The sequence below is a fragment of the Streptomyces rimosus subsp. rimosus genome (genome assembly GCF_000720725.1).
Classification (GTDB): domain Bacteria; phylum Actinomycetota; class Actinomycetes; order Streptomycetales; family Streptomycetaceae; genus Streptomyces; species Streptomyces rimosus_A.
In genome coordinates, this window is the sequence record NZ_JOCQ01000003.1 from 67,520 (window position 1) to 85,732 (window position 18,213).

Consider the following 18,213-nt stretch of genomic DNA (forward strand, 5'->3'; position numbering starts at 1 on the left):
GCAGCGCCGCGAAGCACCGGAGCGCGACCTTCTCTGTCGTCGTCTCCGGCGGAAACACCTTGTCCACGTTCTGTCCACGGACGGGCCTCAGGAAGCACAAACGCCCCTCCGGAAGACCTTCCGGAGGGGCGTTCTCAGTGCGTTTTACCTGGTCAAGCCGAGAGCCCCCTGTCGGATTCGAACCGACGACCTACGCTTTACAAGAGCGTTGCTCTGACCAGCTGAGCTAAGGAGGCGTGCCTGGTGAAGTGTACCCAGGCTCGCAGCCTACCTGGCGCCGCTATTTCGTGACCCGCGGGCTACTGACACCGGGCGTCGGCGCGGGTACCGTCACGGGCAGTCCTCAGCAGTGGACTACACCACTCCTTTTACTCGGATCGTCCGGCACGTTCCTGCCGGTGAAGGGACACACCCATGGCTACGGTCACGTACGACCAGGCAACCCGTATCTACCCGGGTTCCGAGAAGCCCGCCGTCGACAAGCTGGACATCGAGATCGAGGACGGCGAGTTCCTCGTCCTGGTCGGGCCGTCCGGATGTGGGAAGTCGACGTCGCTGCGGATGCTGGCGGGGCTGGAGGACGTCAACGACGGGGCGATCCGGATCGGGGACCGGGACGTCACCCACCTGCCGCCGAAGGACCGGGACATCGCCATGGTGTTCCAGAACTACGCGCTCTACCCGCACATGACCGTCGCCGACAACATGGGCTTCGCGCTGAAGATCGCGGGCGTCAACAAGGCGGAGATCCGGCAGAAGGTCGAGGACGCGGCGAAGATCCTGGACCTGACCGAGTACCTGGGGCGCAAGCCGAAGGCACTCTCCGGTGGTCAGCGCCAGCGGGTGGCCATGGGGCGCGCCATCGTGCGGGAGCCGCAGGTGTTCCTCATGGACGAGCCGCTGTCCAACCTGGACGCGAAGCTGCGCGTACAGACGCGTACGCAGATCGCCGGTCTGCAGCGGCGCCTCGGGATCACCACCGTGTACGTCACGCACGACCAGGTCGAGGCCATGACGATGGGCGACCGGGTGGCCGTCCTGAAGGACGGGCTGCTCCAGCAGGTCGACTCGCCGCGCAACATGTACGACCGGCCCAGCAACCTCTTCGTCGCGGGCTTCATCGGGTCGCCGGCGATGAACCTCGTCGAGGTGCCGATCACGGACGGCGGTGTGAAGTTCGGCAACAGCGTCGTACCGGTCAGCCGGGAGGCGCTGGCCGCCGCGGCCGACAAGGGGGACCGTACGGTCACCGTCGGCGTCCGGCCCGAGCACTTCGACATCGTCGAGCAGAACGGCAGCGCCGCCAAGTCGCTCTCCAAGGAGGCCGCGGACGCACCGGCGGGCCTCGCCGTCACCGTCAACGTGGTCGAGGAGCTGGGGGCCGACGGGTACGTGTACGGGTCCGCGGTCGTCGGTGACGAGCACAAGGACCTGGTCGTACGTGTCAACGGGCGACAGGTGCCGGAGAAGGGCACCGAGCTGCACGTCGTGCCGCGGCCGGGTGAGACGCACGTCTTCTCGACGTCTACGGGTGAGCGGCTCAGCGACTGAGCGGCTCAGCGACTGAGAGGTCGATCGGCCGAGCCCTTGAGTCCTTGAGTCCTTGGCTTAAGGACTCAAGGGCTCAATGACTCAAGGAAAGGCTGAGCGGCCGGCTGGGTCGGTAGGTGAGCGGCCGGACCGCGCGACCGGCCCCCGGGCGGTGCGGCCGTTCGTTCCGTACGGCGGTGGCGGTTCTTCGGGGCCGGCACCGCCGTTTCGTGTTCGGAGCGGCGGTCCGACCTCCGCCCGCCTTGTCGACAAATACCCCGGCACAGCAGTCATTTCGAGCCTGTACGTCAACATCGCGTGCGGCCGGGGAGCGAAAAAACCGCTCGATTCGGTGACTAAATGTCGCCAAATCATCACTACTCGCTACCATCGCCCCGTGAACTCCGCAGCCCGCCGTATCGGCCGAACCCTCGCCCTCGTCCTTCCCGTCGTGCTCGTCCTGTCCGGGACGCTCGCCGTCACCCGCGTCCCGTGGGCCTCGCCCGGGACGGATTCGCAGATGCTGACCGCGTCCTCCGAGAACGCCTCCACCAAGGCCGGTTCCCGGGCGCCGCAGGACGTGCTCCGCGACCGGCTCCTGGTGGAACTCCAGGACAAGAACCCCGGTGTCGCCCTGACCCACCTCCAGGAGGAGACCACCAAGCGGCCCTCGCTGGCCAAGCACTGCATGGCGATCGCGCGCGCCCTGGGCCGTGCCGCGGTCGCCAAGTACGGCGGTGCCACGCACCGTGCGCAGGCCTGGTCCCGGCCGGTCTGCGATACGTCCTTCGCCACCGGCGTCGCCTCCGTCCAGTGACCCCGGCTCGCACCGCATAGGGTGCGAACCATGACAGCCCCGTACCCGCACCCCACGCAGGCGGTGGTCCTGGCCGGAGGCCAGGGTTCGCGACTCCGTCCGTACACCGACGACCGTCCCAAGCCGATGGTCGAGATCCCCGGCACCGGGACCCCGATCATCGGCCACCAGCTCGCCTGGCTGGCCTCCGAGGGCGTCACGGACGCGGTCGTCTCCTGCGGCCACCTGGCGGAAGTGCTTCAGGACTGGCTGTCCCAGGCGCAACTTCCCCTGAGTGTCACGACCGTTGTCGAGACCGAGCCGCTCGGTCGCGGTGGCGGTCTCAAGTACGCCGCCGCCTCGCTGCCCCGGCCGGAAGAGCCCTGGTACGCGACCAACGGCGACATCTGGACCCGCTTCTCCCTGCGCGAGATGGCGGACTTCCACCATGAGCGCGGTGCGGACGCCACCCTCGCGCTGGCCCGGCCGCGCATTCCCTGGGGCGTCGTGGAGACCGACGAGTTCGGCCATGTCCTCGACTTCATCGAGGCGCCGCCCTCCCCTTATCTGATCAACGCCGGTGTGTATGTCTTCTCCGCCGCCTTCACCGGGCTGCTGCCCGCGCGCGGGGACCACGAGCGCACCACGTTTCCCCGCCTGGCCCGCGAACGCCGGCTGGCGGGCTTCCCGCTGCCGCACGGGGCGTACTGGCGGGCCATCGACACGGCCAAGGACCTGACCGAGGCGGCCAAGGAGTTGGGCACTCAGGGGGCTTGAGGGCCTGCATCCACATGCGCTTGAGAGCCTGCATCCGCATCCGCATCCGCATCCACGTACGCGTGCCGGCGATCCTGCGGGCTGCGGGCCGCGAGAGCTTCCGGACTGCCTGACTGCCTGACTGCCGGACTGCCTGGCCGCCGGACTGCCGGGCCGCGGGCGCTCAATGAACCGCCCCCACAGCCTCTGCCGTGAGGGCGGTCCATTGCGTTCAGCTCAACCGAGGGGTCCGGGTCCGTCCTCCGCAAGGCGTTTCACAACGCCCCCGACCCACGCCCCTCCCCTTCAACCCAGCAACCCGCCCAGCGTGCTCCCCCGCCCCTTGCCGCTGCTGGAACTGCTCGAACCGCTCTCGCTCGCGCCTCCGTTGGTGCCACCGGCGGTGCCGCCGACGGAGGGCGCCTGGGGGGTCGTCCCCGGGGCCCGCGTCGGTACGGACTGCCGCGGCGGCGTGCCGTTGGACGTACGGCCGGGCTGCTGCGCCGAGCCGGTGACGCTGCCGGTGGCCCGCGCCGTGCCGGGGGCCGAGGCCGACGGGGCCTTGGACTTCGGGGAGCCCGCCTTGCGCGAGGCGTCGGCGGACGGCTTCCCGGGGTGCTTCGACGCCTTGCCGGGGCGCCCGGGGCCGTGCTGCGCCTTCGTGCCGCCGCGCTGGGACTGCTGGGGCAGCGGCGAACCGGGCAGGTTGTTCGTCGCGGGCTCGCCGGGCTTCGGTACGGACGGCACCGTGGCGGACCGTACGGCACCGCCCAGCAGCGACCCGCCGAGCAGCGTCAGGCCGGCGACCACGGCCGTCAGGACGGCGCCGCGGCGCAGTACCCGGCGCCGCAGGGCCCACAGCTCGACCCGCGGGCCCAGCCGCCGCCACGCCTCACCGGCCAGCCTGGCGTCCATCGAGTAGACCGGCGCGCCCGCGATGACCAGCGGGCTCCAGGCGGCGAGGTAGATGATGTCCGGCGCGTCGTAGACCGGTACGGTGCGCCAGCTGACCGTCATCAGGAGCGCGGCGGACAGCAGCGCGCCGAACGACGCGGCGACCCGCTGCCACAGCCCGCACATGGTCAGCACGCCCACCACGACCTGGAGGAAGGCCACGGTCAGCCCGGCCCCCACCGGGTGCGAGAGCGCGAAGTCGCGCAGCGGCGCCACCAGCGTCCACGGGTGCAGCGACTGGAGCCACTTGACCATCGAGCCGCGCTCGCCGCCGTCGAAGTAGACGGGGTCGCAGAGCTTGCCCATGCCCGCGTACACGCAGATCAGGCCGAGGAAGATGCGCAGCGGCAGCAGGACGACACCGAGGTTCATCCGGTGCCCGGGGTAGTACGCGTGGCGGATCGTCTCGCCGCGCCGCTTGGCTTCGTCGCCGTAGCGCTCGTACGCGGCGGTGTCGTCGTCCGGGTACGGCGGCTCGTCCTCGTAGTGGTCGTAGGCGCCGGTGGTCGGGCGGACGCCCTCCAGCAGGGTGGTGTCCGCGTCCACGGGGCCGCGCGGGCCGACCACGGTCGAGGACGGGCCGCCGGAGCCCGCGGCGGGCTGCTCCTCGTCGAGCCGGACCCTGGGCAGGACCTGGGTCGTGGTGCCGGCGTCCTCGCCCGTCTCGGCGGCGGTGGTGCGACCGGAATTCCGTACGGCGTGCAGGAGTTGGCTGGTGGCCGCGGTCGTGCCGCCCGGTTCGGTCCGGCCGCTCCACACCACGGGCGCGCGGCGTCTGCCCACCACGGGCTCCCGCACCGCGGGGATGCGCGCGGTGTCGGCCATGGCGCTGCCGCTTGTGGCGGGCGCGGCGAGCTGCACGCGGAAGCTGGCGTGATTGACGATGACCTGCGCGGGATCGCACGGCACCTTGACCGAGCTCAGCACCGGCTCGTCATCGAAGCCCGGCGAGCGTCCCCCCGTAGGCGTGCGGGGTGTTCTGGTGTCCACGCTCATCTAACCGAGTGACCCGCGTTTAAGACACTGCCTTGACCGCGCCTATCTGTCCGAGGCCCGTCAAAGGGAGGATGAGATCACCGGCGGTCGTACGGGCGGCCTCCGCATGGCTGCGGGGAGGCCCCTGCCCCATGGGAATCACCGGCACCGCCGCCGAACAGCCTTCCGGGTGATGGTTCGGACGTGCGTGCGCTGCCGGACGAGGTGGTGCTCAGGCATCCGTACGCTGCCGAACGCGGTGGTGCAGGGCAGAGCGGAAGGGCGGAGCGGAGGGGCGGAGCGGAGGGCGCGGACCCGGCCCGTCGGCCGCCCGCCCGCGCCCCCGCGCCCGCCCCTCACCACCTCACGCGCGCCGTCGTGCCGCTTCCCACAGGACCACGCCCGCCGCGACGCCCGCGTTCAGCGACTCCGCGCCGCCGGGCATCGGGATGCGTACGCGTACGTCGCAGGTCTCGCCGACCAGCCGCGACAGGCCCTTGCCCTCGCTGCCGACGACGATGACGACCGGGCCGTCCAGCACCTCCAGGTCCTGGAGTTCCATCTCGCCGTCCGCCGCGAGGCCCACGACGGTCATGCCCGCCTTCTGGTAGCCCTCCAGGGCGCGCGTCAGGTTCGTGGCGCGCGCGACCGGCGTACGGGCCGCCGTACCCGCCGAGGTCTTCCACGCGCCGGCCGTCATGCCGGCGGCGCGCCGCTCCGGCACGACCACGCCGTGCCCGCCGAACGCGGCGACGGAGCGCACCACGGCGCCGAGGTTGCGCGGGTCGGTGACGCCGTCGAGCGCGACGATCAGCGGGTCCTCGCCGTCGTCGAAGGCGGCGGCCGCCAGGTCCTCGGGGTGCGCGTACTCATAGGGCGGCACCTGGAGGACGAGGCCCTGGTGGTTGAGCCCGTTGGTCATCCGGTCGAGCTCGGGGCGCGGCGCCTCCATCAGGTTGATGCCGCGGTCGGCGGCGAGCTGCAGCGCCTCGCGCACCCGCTCGTCGTTCTCGATGAACTGCTGCACGTACAGCGTCGTCGCGGGCACGCCGTCGCGCAGCGCCTCGAAGACCGGGTTGCGGCCGACGACCAGCTCCGAGGTGCCCTTGGCGCCGCCGCGGCGCGGGGCCGGGCGCCGGTTGGCCGCCTGCTTGGCCTTGGCGTTGGCGACGCGGTTCTTCACATGTCCCTTGCGCGCGGACGCGGGCGGGGTGGGGCCCTTGCCTTCCAGGCCCCGGCGCCGCTGGCCGCCGCTGCCGACCTGCATGCCCTTCTTGTTGGACGTGCGGCGGTTCCTGCGCTGGCTGTTGCCGGCCATGGGTCACCTGTCTCTTCACTGCTCTCGACGTCTCGCGACGTGGAGTGGATACGTACGTACGGATGTGTGTCTGGTGCGCCGGGCGCATGTGTGCTGTGCGTCCGATGCGTGTCTGCAAGAAGTGTCGCCTGTAGGCGGCCGGTACGGCCAACCGGCCGGTGCGGCGCGCCGCTACCGGCCGGTTGCCATGGGCGCCTGCCTCGGCCGGCGCCTCAGGACGACGATCGACCTCAGGACAACGACCAGCGGGGTCCCGAAGGGGTGTCCTCGATGGCCAGGCCGGACTGCTGGAGCTGGTCGCGGATGGCGTCGGCGGTCGCGTAGTCCTTACGGGCGCGGGCCGCCTGGCGCTGCTCCAGGACCAGCCGGACGAGCGAGTCGACGACGCCGTGCAGGTCGTCGCCGCGGTCCGTGCGGCCGCCCGACCAGTGCTCGTCCAGCGGGTCCAGGCCCAGCACGCCGAGCATGGCGCGGACCTCCGCCAGGCGGGCGACGGCCGATTCCTTGTCGTCGGCGGTCAGCGCGGAGTTTCCCTGCCGGACGGTGGTGTGCACGATGGCGAGCGCCTGCGGTACGCCGAGGTCGTCGTCCATCGCCTCGGCGAAGGCCGGCGGCACCTCGGCGGCGGGCTCGACCGTACCGGCCTTCTCCACCACCCGCTGGACGAAGCCCTCGATCCGCGCGAACGCGGACTCGGCCTCGCGCAGTGCCTCCTCGCTGTACTCGATCATCGAGCGGTAGTGCGGGGTGCCCAGGTAGTAGCGCAGCACGATCGGGCGCCAGCGCTTGACCATCTCCGAGACCAGCACCGAGTTGCCCAGCGACTTGGACATCTTCTCGCCGCTCATGGTCACCCAGGCGTTGTGGCACCAGTAGGCGGCGAAGTCGTCACCGTACGCCTTGGCCTGCGCGATCTCGTTCTCGTGGTGCGGGAAGACCAGGTCGACGCCGCCACCGTGGATGTCGAAGGCGCTGCCCAGGTACTTGTGCGCCATCGCCGAGCACTCCAGGTGCCAGCCCGGGCGGCCGCGGCCCCACGGGGTCTCCCAGCTCGGCTCGCCCGGCTTCGCCGCCTTCCACATGGCGAAATCGCGCGGGTCGCGCTTGCCGGTCTCGCCCTCGCTGGAGGGCTGGAGCAGATTGTCCAGCTCCTGGTTGGACAGCTCCAGGTAGCCCGGGAAGGAGCGCACGTCGAAGTAGACGTTGCCGTCCGCCGCGTAGGCGTGACCGCGCTCGATCAGCCCCCGCATCATTTCGATCATCTCGGGGATGTGGCCGGTCGCGCGCGGCTCGTACGTGGGGCGCAGGCAGCCGAGGGTGTCGTAGGCCGTGTTGAAGGCGACCTCGTTCTCGTAGCCGATCGCCCACCACGGGCGGCCCTGGTCGGCGGCCTTGTTGATGATCTTGTCGTCGATGTCCGTCACGTTCCGGATGAACGTCACGTCGTAGCCGCGGTGGACGAACCAGCGGCGCATGATGTCGAAGTTCAGCCCGGACCGGATGTGCCCGATGTGCGGAGCGGCCTGCACGGTCGCGCCACACAGGTAGATCGAGACACAGCCCGGCGTGAGCGGGGTGAAATCACGAGTCTGCCGGGCGCTGGTGTCGTACAGGCGAATAGTCACGCGTCAAGGGTAGTCCGAACCGGACAGTGCCCCGCGACCCCTGGGGTACACGGTCACAGAAGCGTGATATTTCCCCTCGGCGCGACACGTGTGGTCACCGCGGTACCGAGAACCGGTTGATCACCTTGTGCGGGGTGATCCGGATGACGACACGCGGGGAGTCGTCCGGCGGGCCGGGGTTGAACTCGTCGTACGACGTGCCGGTGTACTTGTACGCCAGCTCGTCGATCAGCCCCCGCTCCTCGTCGGGACTGAAGGTCGCCGTGCCGCGGATCTCGGCGTACGTGTACGGCGCGTCGAACGGGAGCACCATCAGCGCCGCGCGCGGGTCGCGGCGCAGGTTGCGCTCCTTGCGGCGGCCGACGGTGGTGGAGATCAGCACGTCGTCGCCGTCCCGCTTGGCCCAGACGGGAGTCACCTGGGGGCTGCCGTCGGGCTGGATGGTCGCCAGGCTGACGAAGACCGGGCCGTCGAGGAGGGCCTTGAGCTCGTCGGACAGTGCGGCTGCCATGGTGGGTCCTTCCTGCGGGCTGTCGGGCGGGCGGCGACGGGCCGCGGGGTACGGACGGGTCCGCACTCCCGACTCTGCCCAACTCCCGTTCTCCGCGCGGCATTCCCGTGCCGCCTGGCCGGTATTCGCCCTTGGGTGGCCGTAGGCCGTCGGCTCGCGGTGGCCGGACGCCGTCCGGTCTGCGGTGGCCGGCTGCCGCCCGGTCTGCGGCGGCCGACTGCCCTCCAGCCCTCGGCCGCCGGTCGTCGGCCCGTACGCCCGCACCCGGCCCCGCCGCTCAGATCCCCGGCAGCACCAAGGCCGTGGCCACCGCCGCCAGCCCCTCCGCGCGGCCCGTCAGGCCCAGGCCGTCCGAGGTCGTGCCGGAGACCGAGACCGGCGCGCCGGCCGCTTCCGAGAGGACCTTCTGGGCCTCGGCGCGCCGCTTGCCGATCTTCGGGCGTACGCCGATGACCTGCACCGCGATGTTGCCGATCACAAAGCCCTCGGCCCGTACGATGCGGGCCGCCTCGGACAGCAGCGTCACGCCGGAGGCACCGGCGTACTCCGGGCGGCTGGTCCCGAAGTGCGCGCCGAGGTCGCCCACGCCGGCGGCCGAGAAGAGCGCGTCACAGGCGGCGTGCGCCACCACGTCACCGTCGCTGTGCCCGGCCAGGCCGTAGCCGTCGCTCGCCGCGTCGTCCCAGAGGAGCCCGGCGACCCACAGTTCCCGCCCCTTCTCGAAGGCGTGCACGTCGGTGCCGATGCCCACCAGCGGCACCCGCTGCGGCTCAAACATAACCATCGGTGGCCCTCCTGCGGGCGAGTACGGCTTCGGCGAGCACCAGGTCCAGCGGCCGGGTCACCTTGAACGCTTCTTCGTGGCCGGGCACCACCACGACGGGCGCGCCGAGCTGCTCGACCATGCCGGCGTCGTCGGTCGCGCCGTCACCCTGGAGGGCGACCGTCTCGTGGGCCTTGACCAGGGTCGCCCGGTCGAAGCCCTGCGGGGTCTGTACGGCGCGCAGCCGGGCCCGCTCCGGCGTGCCCACCACGGGCTCCGGCTCGCCGGTGCGCTCGCCGGTGCGCGGTTCGACCTGCTTGACGGTGTCGGCGAGCGGCAGCGCCGGTACGACGGCCGGGGCGCCGTCCCGTACGGCGGCGATCACCGAGTCGACCGTGTCGGCGGGGACCAGCGGCCGGGCCGCGTCGTGGACCAGCACCACGTCGATGGTGTCGGGCAGCGCCTCCAGACCGCGGCGTACGGACTCCTGGCGGGTCTCGCCGCCGGGCACGACCTTCAGGTCGGTGCGTTCGGAGAGCGGGTACTGGTCCAGCAGGTTGCGGACCTCGGTGGCGCCGTCCGGCGGGGCGACGACCACGACGAGGGAGACGGCGCGGGAGGCGGCCATCGCCCGTACGGCGTGGACGAGCATGGGTGTGCCGCCCAGCGCCCGGAGCGCCTTGGGGGCACCCGGGCCCAGCCGTACGCCGCGTCCGGCCGCGGGGATCACCGCGGCGGTACGGAGGCGGGGTGTGCCGGTGTGACCGGCGGAATCTGGGGATACGTCTGACATCGGTTGCTCCGAAGCCCGGGGAGACCCCGGAATTAGCGCAGACAGGTTTGTTTCCTGAGCCGACATGGGTATGGCCGCAGTGTGCCGGGCGCGACGCCCCGATCCGGACCCTTCCGTGACGACCGGTCGGGACAGCTGCCCGGGCCCGGCACGCCATCAGCCGGCGGGACGGCGGATCTTGTCGGGACGAACACGGGGGCGGTCACCACGGGAAACGATCACAGAGTTCGGTAGTGGTGCGCGGTTCTACCCGGTTTCCGCGGCGTCCGCGTATGACAGCCGCGTATGACAACGCAGGCAGATATGCCGCAGCGCCCGGCAACTGACCGCTCCGAGCCGGAGTCGGCCGCCACTCGGGCACCGCGGCATTCTTACGTCGTCAGGACGCGAGGACCTCGTCGAGCAGGGCCTCGGCCTTGTCCTCGTTGGTGTTCTCCGCGAGGGCGAGTTCGCTCACCAGAATCTGGCGGGCCTTGGCGAGCATCCGCTTCTCACCGGCGGACAGGCCGCGCTCCCGCTCACGACGCCACAGGTCACGCACCACCTCGGCGACCTTGATCACGTCACCCGAAGCGAGCTTCTCCAGATTTGCCTTGTAACGACGGGACCAGTTCGTCGGCTCTTCGGCATACGGTGCGCGGAGCACCTCGAAGACCCGGTCCAGCCCGTCCTGGCCGACCACATCGCGTACGCCGACGAACTCCGCATTGTCCGCTGGTACACGAACAGTCAGATCGCCCTGGGCGACCTTCAGCACCAAGTAGGTCTTGTCCACGCCTTTGATCTGGCGAGTTTCGATGGCCTCGATCAGCGCGGCCCCGTGATGGGGATAGACCACGGTGTCGCCAACCTTGAACGTCATGTGACAGGTACCCCTTCCGTGGCTATCCATGCTAACACGGGAACGGGCTGTTCTGAATGGCGTTTTCGCAGGTCAGGGCATATCTCGGGGCTTGACAACAACGGCCGGAACGTGCTTCGGCGGCCCTCCGGGTGCAGGAATTCGCAGGTCGGAGGCGCTTCGCGTGCGGCCCGAAACACGTACGTCACACCCCGGGAGGGGCCCGGGACGACGCCCGTACGTCCCGTTTTGCCGGAATCCGGATGTCGCAGTTCCGCTACTCCGTTCGGTTCCGGAGCGCGGGTGTCCGCCGAATCGCGAATTGATCATCGCGCACCGGCCGCCGTACGTGATCAATTCCGAGAAGCCACCGCATTCCCTGCGAATGCCGATTTACCTCCGGGGAAACCGCCGGGCTTCACCCGAACGGCCGCTTGCCTCATTTCCGGGTTTCTTCTATGCGCTCGCCGGGGGCTTCCGGAGAGCGGGCCGGCAACTTCCCCGGTGACGGGCGGTCCGCGGCATTCGGACGTACGGCGGAGGGCGACCGTGGCGTGCCGTGGAGGGATGTGACGAGGGTGTGATCGTCCTGGGGGCGGGTCGGGTGCGGCGGCCCGGGGGCGGCTCGGTAACCTAGCGGCGCTGACACACCCTTAGGGCGGCTTTACGCGGACGTCGACACGGCGGCCGCGCACGGGCCGCCCAGCCGCCCCCGCGACCGGGCTCGAAGTTCGGCCGCCGTAGTTCGTCCAAGGAGATGCCGCCGCCGTGAGCCGCAGCCTTCGACGCGGCGTCCTCGCCGCCACCGTTCTCACGCTCTCGATCGCCACGCTCTCCGCGTGCGGAGCCGGGAACGACGCCCAGACGCTCCAGGTCAAGCCGGACAACGCCGCGACCAGCGTCGGCGACATCAAGATCCAGAACGCCTCCGTCGTCACCCAGCCCGACCCGAACGCCCAGGGCCCGGCCGTGGTGACCGCGACGGTGTTCAACAACGGCAGCAAGGACCAGACGCTGGAGTCCATCAAGGTCAACGGTACGAACAAGGAAGCGAAGCTGGCGCCCGCCAAGGGCTCCGGGCCGGTCGTGGTCCCGGCCGGCGGCTCCGTCGTCATCGGCGGCAAGAACAACGCCTCCGCCGTACTGGACAGCGGCCGCGAGTCCGTGAAGAACGGCGACGCGCAGTCCGTGACCTTCGACTTCAGCGACGCCGGCAAGGTCTCCCTGCGGGCCTTCGTCGTCCCGGCCAAGAGCTACTTCAAGGACTTCGGCCCGAGCGAGGTGCCGTCGCCGTCCGGCTCGGCCAAGCCGGGCGGCAGCCCCGCCTCGCCGTCCGGCAGCCCGTCCGGCTCGGCCAAGCCGGGCAGCTCGCCCAGCGGCAGCGCCACGCCCGGCGGCAACGGCACGCCGCAGTCGCCCGAAGGCCGCTGACGCCGGTGGCGGCGCGGAGCCGCCACGCGTAGGACGACCGCGGGTACGCGCCGGGCAACCGCGCGTACCCGCAGAACGACCGCGAGCGCCGTGCGGTCCCGGGGATTCCGGGGCGCGCGGCGCTCGCGTAGGGCCTCTTACGGCCTTCCCTGCTTTTACGGCTCGAACTTGTACCCCAGCCCGCGGACCGTGACCAGGTACCGCGGCGCGCCCGGGTCCGGCTCGATCTTGGCCCGCAGGCGCTTCACGTGGACGTCCAGCGTCTTGGTGTCGCCCACGTAGTCGGCGCCCCAGACGCGGTCGATCAGCTGCATACGGGTCAGCACCCGGCCCGCGTTGCGCAGCAGCATCTCCAGCAGGTCGAACTCCTTCAGGGGCAGGTCCACCTTGCCGCCGGAGACCGTGACGACGTGGCGGTCCACGTCCATCCGTACCGGCCCGGCCTCCAGGGCCTGCGGCGTGACCTCCTCCGGCTCGCCGCGGCGGCGCAGCACCGCGCGGATCCGGGCGACCAGCTCCCGGGTGGAGAAGGGCTTGGTGACGTAGTCGTCGGCTCCTATCTCCAGACCGACCACCTTGTCGATCTCGCTGTCCTTCGCGGTCACCATGATGACCGGGACGTTGGAGCGGCCGCGCAGCTGACGGCAGACCTCGGTGCCGGGCAGGCCCGGCAGCATCAGGTCCAGCAGGACCAGGTCGGCGCCGTTGCGCTCGAACTCGTCCAGGCCGTCGGGGCCGGTGGCCGCGACGGCGACCTCGAAGCCCTCCTTGCGGAGCATGTACGACAGGGCGTCACTGAACGATTCCTCGTCCTCGACGACGAGCACTCGGGTCACGGAAGGACCTCCGGGGCAGGGTGAGCAGGGAGCGGATCGTTGAAGGTCTCGTACGGGCGGTCCTCTTCGTCGAGGCCTTCCGCCGACGGGTCGGAGGCGGTACGCGCACGGTCGCGTACGGCACCGGCCTCCGGGAGACGCAGGGTGAAGGTGGAGCCCTGTCCCTCAGCGCTCCAGACGGTGACCTCCCCGCCGTGCGAGGCGGCCACGTGTTTGACGATGGCGAGGCCGAGGCCGGTCCCGCCGGTGGCGCGCGAGCGCGCCGGGTCCACGCGGTAGAACCGCTCGAAGATGCGGTCCCGGTCCTTCTCCGATATCCCGATGCCCTGGTCAGTCACCGCGATCTCGATCAGGTCACCGCCATGTGCCTGGACACGGCGGCCCGCGATACCGACCCGGGTACGGGCCGGCGAGTAGTTGACGGCGTTCTCGACGAGGTTGCCGAGGGCGGCGGCGAGCTGGCCGCGGTTGCCCCAGACGTGCAGGTCGGCGGTGCCGGCGGCGGCCATGGTGATCTGCTTCGTGCCGGCCTGCTGGCGGCAGCGGTCGATCGCCTCGGCGACCAGCTCGTCCACGCGCACCGGCTCGGCGTCCTCCAGCGGGTCGTCGTTCTGCACCCGGGAGAGGTCGATCAGTTCCTGGACGAGGTTGGTCAGGCGGGTGGCCTCGTTCTGCATCCGGCCCGCGAAGCGCTCGACCGCCTCCGGGTCGTCGCTCGCGTCCATGACGGCCTCGGACAGCAGCGACAGCGCGCCGACCGGGGTCTTTAGCTCATGGCTGACGTTGGCGACGAAGTCGCGGCGTACCGCTTCTATGCGCCGGGCCTCGGTCAGGTCCTCGACCAGGAGCAGCACCAGCCGCGAGCCGAGGGGCGCGACCCGGGCGGAGACCGCCAGGGCGTCGCCGCCCCGGCCGGTGCCCCGGCGCGGCAGGTCCAGCTCGATCTGGCGTATCTCGCCGTCGCGGCGGGTTTCGCGGGCCATCTGGAGCATCGGCTCGACGGCCAGCTTGCCGCCGCGTACGAGCCCGAGGGCGTACGCGGCGGAGCTGGCCTTGACGACGGCGTCGGCCTCGTCCAGGACGACGGCCGAGGAGCGCAGCACGGACAGGACCGTGTCCACACCGGGCGGCAGCACCGCGTCGGTGTGCAGGGAGGTCCGGGTGGGCTTGGCCTGATCCCGCTCGCTCCAGCGGAACGCCAGCATGGCGAAGACGCCGGTGCACAAACCGGCGATCGCTGCCACTGCGGCGACGGCCGCGTCCACGTTCATGACTCCAGGTTATGCGGCGGCTGTGACACTTCCCCAGCCGTTCGAGGGCCTGCTCGAACATACGTCGCCCAGAGTTCACCTTGGTGTCGGCGCCGGTTCACTCCGGGTGGCAGAACCGGTCGCGTTCCGGCCGGAACGTGGGAGCGTGGGGGTTTCAGCCCCCCGCGTCACCACTCCGGGCGGCACATCACCATCCCGAGCGACACGTCACCACCCGAACCGAGAGAAGGTCACTGATGCGGGACGCGTACCACGAGGAGCTGGATTCGATCGGCGAGGGCCTCGTCGAGATGGCCAGGCTCGTCGGCTCCGCGATCGGGCGCGCCACCACGGCGATACTCGACGCGGACCTGAAGCTGGCCGAGGCCGTCATCGCCGCCGACGAGAAGGTGGACGATCTCCAGCGGGACCTGGAGGCCCGCGCGATAGCCCTGCTGGCACGCCAGCAGCCGGTCGCCACCGACCTGCGGATAGTCGTCACCTCCCTGCGGATGAGCGCCGACCTGGAACGCTCCGGCGACCTGGCCCAGCACGTGGCCAAGCTCGCCCGGCTGCGGTTCCCGGAGCGGGCCGTACCGCGGGACCTGCACGCCACGATCCTGGAGATGGGCCAGCTCGCCCAGCGCCTGATGGCCAAGGCCGGCGAGGTCATCATCACCAAGGACGTCGACCTGGCACTCCAGCTGGAGCAGGACGACGACGCGATGGACCTCCTCCACCGCACCCTGTTCCAGCACCTGATGGACGACCGCTGGAAGCACGGCATCGAGACGGCCGTGGATGTGACGCTGCTGGGCCGCTACTACGAGCGCTTCGCCGACCACGCGGTGTCGGTCGCCAAGCGCGTCGTCTACCTGGTCACCGGCGAGCACGCGGACGAGATCGCCGCACCGGCACCGGTGGAGGGCGCGTAACGGCGCCCGTCCCCGTCCGGAAGCCGTTCAACGGCGCGCCGTGCCACCGCGCGCCGTTGATGCGCCTCGGCGGGCGGGCCTCCAATGGAAGCGGACGACAATCAATGCCCCTCTTCCCAAGGAGGCAAACCATGGCGCGCTCCTCCACCCCCGAACCCCAACTGTCCAACTGCGGCTGCGGCCCCAGCTGCTCCTGCGGCTGCCAGTCCGGCGGGCCTTGCCAGTGTGGGGGCGGGTGCGGCTGATATCCGGCCGCCCCTGCGGCCGGCTTCCGACCTGCCACGGTCACGCCTGAACGTTCCGGCGGGCGTTCGGGGGCGATCGTGGCGGGAGAGGCGGGCCCCGCTCGGCGGTGTGGCGAGCGGGGCCGTCCTGCTGCGCAGGGAACGGCCGAGCGGACAGAGGTCGCCGTCCCTGTTTCATCGAGGGCTTCTACGGAGATTCCTTCAGGCCGGGCGGGCCGGGCGGGCCGGGCGGGAAACACCCGGCGCCATGGTGTGCAGAGGCGCGGCGGCGGGCATCTGAAGGGCCCCGAACCTTCCGCACCAGGAGTTGCCGTGCAGTTGACGGAAGCGGCTCCGATCATCGTCGCAGTCATCACGATCATCGGCGGGCTGGCCCAAGCTCGTCGCCGACGGCCCATGGCGGCTGCTCGGCTCCTACGGGCTGGGGCAGGACGCGGTCCCGCGCCGCCGTGACGCACGTGGAAGGCCGATCTGAGCGCCTGCCCAAGCCGCGTCCGTCCCCGCACGCAGCGCCCGCCGCCTCCAGCAAGCCACCCACCCGATGCCAGACGCCCCGAGCCCCCACACCCACCACGCCAACGAACCCCCGCCTGAAAACCCGCAGGCGGGGGCTCCGAACGCATGGGCTCACTTCTTCTTGCCCCGGGTCCGGCGGGGCCGTTTCCCGCCCCCTGGCCAGAGGGGCGCGCACCTCGCCTGACCTGCGGTCGGGCGGTCGTTGGCCGTCGTTGCCTGTTGTCGCCGGGCGTCCTCGGAGGGGCTGGAGCGGGCCCGGCCCGGGCCTCTGGCGCCGGCTGTTCAGGCACTCAGGACATGCGGATCTCCGGCTGGTACATGTCCAGCCAGGTCGCGATGTCGATCATCCGGTCGAGCTGCTCCCGCACGGCGTCCGGCATTTTCGCCGGGTCCAGCTTCACCATTTTGTCGATCGATGCCCGGGTGACGATCTGGAAGACCGGGTGGTCCGGCTCGGAGAGCAGCTGCCTGCCCATCTGCTGCAGCCCGCTCGCGTAGCCCGGGTCCTGGGTGGAGGGGTAGGGGCTCTTCAACCGCTCCACCACCGATCGCGGAAGCAGATCGCCGGCGGCTGCGCGCAGCAGGCTCTTCTCCCTGCCGTCGAAGCTCTTCATCGACCACGGGGTGTTGTAGACGTACTCGACCAGCCGGTGGTCGCAGTACGGCACCCGGACCTCCAGGCCGACCGCCATGCTGATCCGGTCCTTGCGGTCGAGCAGCACCTGGAGGAACCGGGTGAGGTGCATGTGGCTCATGACACGCATGCGCCGTTCCTGTTCGTCCTCCCCGGGCAGCGTCTCGACGTCAGCAACCGCCCCGCTGTAGCGGTCCTTGAGGTACGTCGCCAGGTCGCTCGTGGCCATCAGGTCCGGGTTGAGCACCTCCAACGCGTTCGCCTTGGACCACGCGGACAGTACGGGGACCATCCACGGGAAGATCTGGGCGCGCTGCGCCACCGGGTCCCGGAACCAGGGGTATCCCCCGAACAGCTCGTCCGCCGTCTCACCGGAGAGCGCGACCGTGGAGTGCTCGCGGATGGCCTTGAACAGCTTGTACAGCGATACGTCCACGTCGGCGAGGCCGTTGGGGAAGTCCTTCGCGGCCAGGACCGCCCTGCGCGCGTCAAGATCGGTGAGCGCGGTGTGGGGCAGCACGATGTCCTCGTGCAGCGAGCCGACATGGTCGGCCACATCGTGCACGAACGGCGAGTCCGGGGTGGCCCGCATGCTGTCGGGCCGGAAGTTGTCGGCCAGCCCGACGAAGTCGACGGAGAAGCTGCGCACCTTCTCGCCGCGAGCGGCCAGTTCCCGCGCGGCCAGCGCCGTGATCGAGCTGGAGTCCAGTCCGCCGGAGAGCAGCACGCACTGCGGCACGTCCGCGACGAGCTGGCGCCGCACGATGTCGTCGAGCAGCTCACGGATCTTGGCGACCGTGGTGTCCCGGTCGTCGGTGTGCTCCTGGGTGGCCAGCTTCCAGTACGTCCGCTCGCGCAGACCGGCGCGGTCGACCACCACGAGGCTGCCCGGCCGCACCTCGCGCATGTTGGACCAGATCGCGTGGCCCGGCGTCTTGGACACGCTCAGCAGCTCGAAGAGGCCTTCGGCGTCGATCACCCGCTTGAACATGGGGTGGGCCAGGATGGTCTTGGGCTCCGAGCCGAAGAGCACGCCGTCGGCGGTGGGGTGGAAATAGAAGGGCTTGATGCCCATCCGGTCGCGGATCATGACCAGCTTCTCGTGCCGGGAGTCCCAGACCGCGAAGGCGTACATGCCGTTGAGCCGGTCGGCCAGTGCCTCGCCCCACTGCAGGTATCCGCGCAGCACGACCTCGGTGTCGCTGGCCGTCCCGAAGCGGTGGCCGAGGCTGCGCAGCTCCTCACGCAGTTCCGTGAAGTTGTACACCTCACCGCTGTAGGTGATGACCACCGGGCCGTGCGGGGTGTCGACCCGCATCGGCTGCGTGCCGCCCTCGATGTCGATCACCGCCAGTCGGCGGTGGCCGAGTGCCACGTGCCGGTCCACCCAGGTGCCACTGGCGTCGGGGCCCCGGTAGGCCATGGTCCCGGTCATCGCGTCCACCGTCGCCTGCTCTTTGGTCAGGTCGTGGTCGAACGCGAGCCAGCCTGAGATTCCACACAT

The 18,213-nt window shown here is 70.8% G+C and carries 15 protein-coding genes and 1 tRNA gene; 5 read left to right on the plus strand and 11 right to left on the minus strand.

Annotation, left to right across the window (positions count from 1 at the left end):
- Positions 1-162: 162 nt before the first annotated feature.
- Positions 163-236, minus strand: a tRNA-Thr gene (locus tag IH45_RS0102230).
- 178 nt (positions 237-414) lie between these two features.
- Here IH45_RS0102230 and IH45_RS0102235 point away from each other — a divergent pair.
- The 3 genes from IH45_RS0102235 to IH45_RS0102245 all read left to right on the plus strand — a co-directional run bounded on the left by IH45_RS0102235 (position 415) and on the right by IH45_RS0102245 (position 3,103).
- Complete coding sequence (locus tag IH45_RS0102235) at positions 415-1,551, plus strand: ABC transporter ATP-binding protein (protein WP_030592419.1); 1,137 nt, start codon at positions 415-417, stop codon at positions 1,549-1,551.
- 376 nt (positions 1,552-1,927) lie between these two features.
- Positions 1,928-2,347, plus strand: a complete 420-nt coding sequence (locus IH45_RS0102240; protein ID WP_030372937.1) for a hypothetical protein — start codon at positions 1,928-1,930, stop codon at positions 2,345-2,347.
- 30 nt (positions 2,348-2,377) lie between these two features.
- Positions 2,378-3,103 carry a nucleotidyltransferase family protein gene (locus tag IH45_RS0102245; protein WP_030660351.1) on the plus strand — a complete coding sequence of 242 codons (726 nt, stop codon included), beginning with the start codon at positions 2,378-2,380 and terminating at the stop codon, positions 3,101-3,103.
- A gap of 285 nt (positions 3,104-3,388) precedes the next feature.
- On the opposite strand, the gene IH45_RS0102255 is transcribed toward IH45_RS0102245, so the two are convergent.
- The 7 genes from IH45_RS0102255 to IH45_RS0102285 form a co-directional block, all read right to left on the minus strand.
- A complete protein-coding gene (locus IH45_RS0102255; RefSeq protein WP_199810605.1) occupies positions 3,389-5,032 on the minus strand; it encodes a DoxX family membrane protein in 1,644 nt (547 codons plus the stop codon).
- A 343-nt stretch (positions 5,033-5,375) separates the two neighbouring features.
- On the minus strand, positions 5,376-6,329 hold the full coding sequence (rlmB, locus tag IH45_RS0102260) for a 23S rRNA (guanosine(2251)-2'-O)-methyltransferase RlmB (protein WP_030660358.1): 954 nt from the start codon (positions 6,327-6,329) through the stop codon (positions 5,376-5,378).
- Between the two features lie 230 nt (positions 6,330-6,559).
- Positions 6,560-7,954 (minus strand): cysteine--tRNA ligase, encoded by a 1,395-nt coding sequence (cysS, locus tag IH45_RS0102265; RefSeq protein WP_030660361.1) that lies wholly within the window; start codon positions 7,952-7,954, stop codon positions 6,560-6,562.
- Between the two features lie 94 nt (positions 7,955-8,048).
- The gene (locus IH45_RS0102270) at positions 8,049-8,465 is read right to left on the minus strand and encodes a PPOX class F420-dependent oxidoreductase (protein ID WP_030660364.1); all 417 of its coding nucleotides are present in this window, start codon (positions 8,463-8,465) and stop codon (positions 8,049-8,051) included.
- 277 nt (positions 8,466-8,742) lie between these two features.
- Complete coding sequence (ispF, locus tag IH45_RS0102275) at positions 8,743-9,243, minus strand: 2-C-methyl-D-erythritol 2,4-cyclodiphosphate synthase (protein ID WP_030660366.1); 501 nt, start codon at positions 9,241-9,243, stop codon at positions 8,743-8,745.
- Positions 9,236-10,021 (minus strand): 2-C-methyl-D-erythritol 4-phosphate cytidylyltransferase, encoded by a 786-nt coding sequence (ispD, locus tag IH45_RS0102280; protein ID WP_030660369.1) that lies wholly within the window; start codon positions 10,019-10,021, stop codon positions 9,236-9,238. Before ispD ends, ispF begins: the two co-directional genes overlap by 8 nt.
- A 379-nt stretch (positions 10,022-10,400) precedes the next feature.
- Entirely contained in the window at positions 10,401-10,883 is a 483-nt protein-coding gene (locus tag IH45_RS0102285) for a CarD family transcriptional regulator (protein WP_003953493.1), read from the minus strand.
- Between the two features lie 747 nt (positions 10,884-11,630).
- On the opposite strand from IH45_RS0102285, the gene IH45_RS0102290 reads away from it, so the two are divergent.
- Positions 11,631-12,293, plus strand: coding sequence for a copper chaperone PCu(A)C (locus IH45_RS0102290; protein WP_030660373.1), 663 nt, complete (start codon positions 11,631-11,633; stop codon positions 12,291-12,293).
- Between the two features lie 155 nt (positions 12,294-12,448).
- On the opposite strand, the gene IH45_RS0102295 is transcribed toward IH45_RS0102290, so the two are convergent.
- Both IH45_RS0102295 and IH45_RS0102300 read right to left on the minus strand, forming a co-directional pair.
- The gene (locus IH45_RS0102295) at positions 12,449-13,129 is read right to left on the minus strand and encodes a two-component system response regulator PhoP (RefSeq protein WP_003981262.1); all 681 of its coding nucleotides are present in this window, start codon (positions 13,127-13,129) and stop codon (positions 12,449-12,451) included.
- Positions 13,126-14,400, minus strand: a complete 1,275-nt coding sequence (locus IH45_RS0102300) for a two-component system sensor histidine kinase PhoR (protein WP_030660376.1) — start codon at positions 14,398-14,400, stop codon at positions 13,126-13,128. Before IH45_RS0102300 ends, IH45_RS0102295 begins: the two co-directional genes overlap by 4 nt.
- A gap of 236 nt (positions 14,401-14,636) precedes the next feature.
- On the opposite strand from IH45_RS0102300, the gene phoU reads away from it, so the two are divergent.
- Positions 14,637-15,314 (plus strand): phosphate signaling complex protein PhoU, encoded by a 678-nt coding sequence (phoU, locus tag IH45_RS0102305; RefSeq protein WP_003981264.1) that lies wholly within the window; start codon positions 14,637-14,639, stop codon positions 15,312-15,314.
- A 1,051-nt stretch (positions 15,315-16,365) separates the two neighbouring features.
- Here the strand turns inward: phoU and asnB are convergent.
- Positions 16,366-18,213, minus strand: coding sequence for an asparagine synthase (glutamine-hydrolyzing) (asnB, locus tag IH45_RS0102310; RefSeq protein ID WP_030660380.1), 1,848 nt, complete (start codon positions 18,211-18,213; stop codon positions 16,366-16,368).

Coding starts and splice junctions, on each gene's coding strand:
- IH45_RS0102235 (WP_030592419.1), top strand. CDS start 415: ATGGCTACGGTCACGTACGACCAGGCAACCCGTATCTACCCGGGTTCC.
- IH45_RS0102245 (WP_030660351.1), top strand. CDS start 2,378: ATGACAGCCCCGTACCCGCACCCCACGCAGGCGGTGGTCCTGGCCGGA.
- IH45_RS0102255 (WP_199810605.1), bottom strand. CDS start 5,032: ATGAGCGTGGACACCAGAACACCCCGCACGCCTACGGGGGGACGCTCG.
- rlmB (WP_030660358.1), bottom strand. CDS start 6,329: ATGGCCGGCAACAGCCAGCGCAGGAACCGCCGCACGTCCAACAAGAAG.
- IH45_RS0102270 (WP_030660364.1), bottom strand. CDS start 8,465: ATGGCAGCCGCACTGTCCGACGAGCTCAAGGCCCTCCTCGACGGCCCG.
- ispF (WP_030660366.1), bottom strand. CDS start 9,243: ATGTTTGAGCCGCAGCGGGTGCCGCTGGTGGGCATCGGCACCGACGTG.
- ispD (WP_030660369.1), bottom strand. CDS start 10,021: ATGTCAGACGTATCCCCAGATTCCGCCGGTCACACCGGCACACCCCGC.
- IH45_RS0102285 (WP_003953493.1), bottom strand. CDS start 10,883: ATGACGTTCAAGGTTGGCGACACCGTGGTCTATCCCCATCACGGGGCC.
- IH45_RS0102300 (WP_030660376.1), bottom strand. CDS start 14,400: ATGAACGTGGACGCGGCCGTCGCCGCAGTGGCAGCGATCGCCGGTTTG.
- phoU (WP_003981264.1), top strand. CDS start 14,637: ATGCGGGACGCGTACCACGAGGAGCTGGATTCGATCGGCGAGGGCCTC.
- asnB (WP_030660380.1), bottom strand. CDS start 18,213: ATGTGTGGAATCTCAGGCTGGCTCGCGTTCGACCACGACCTGACCAAA.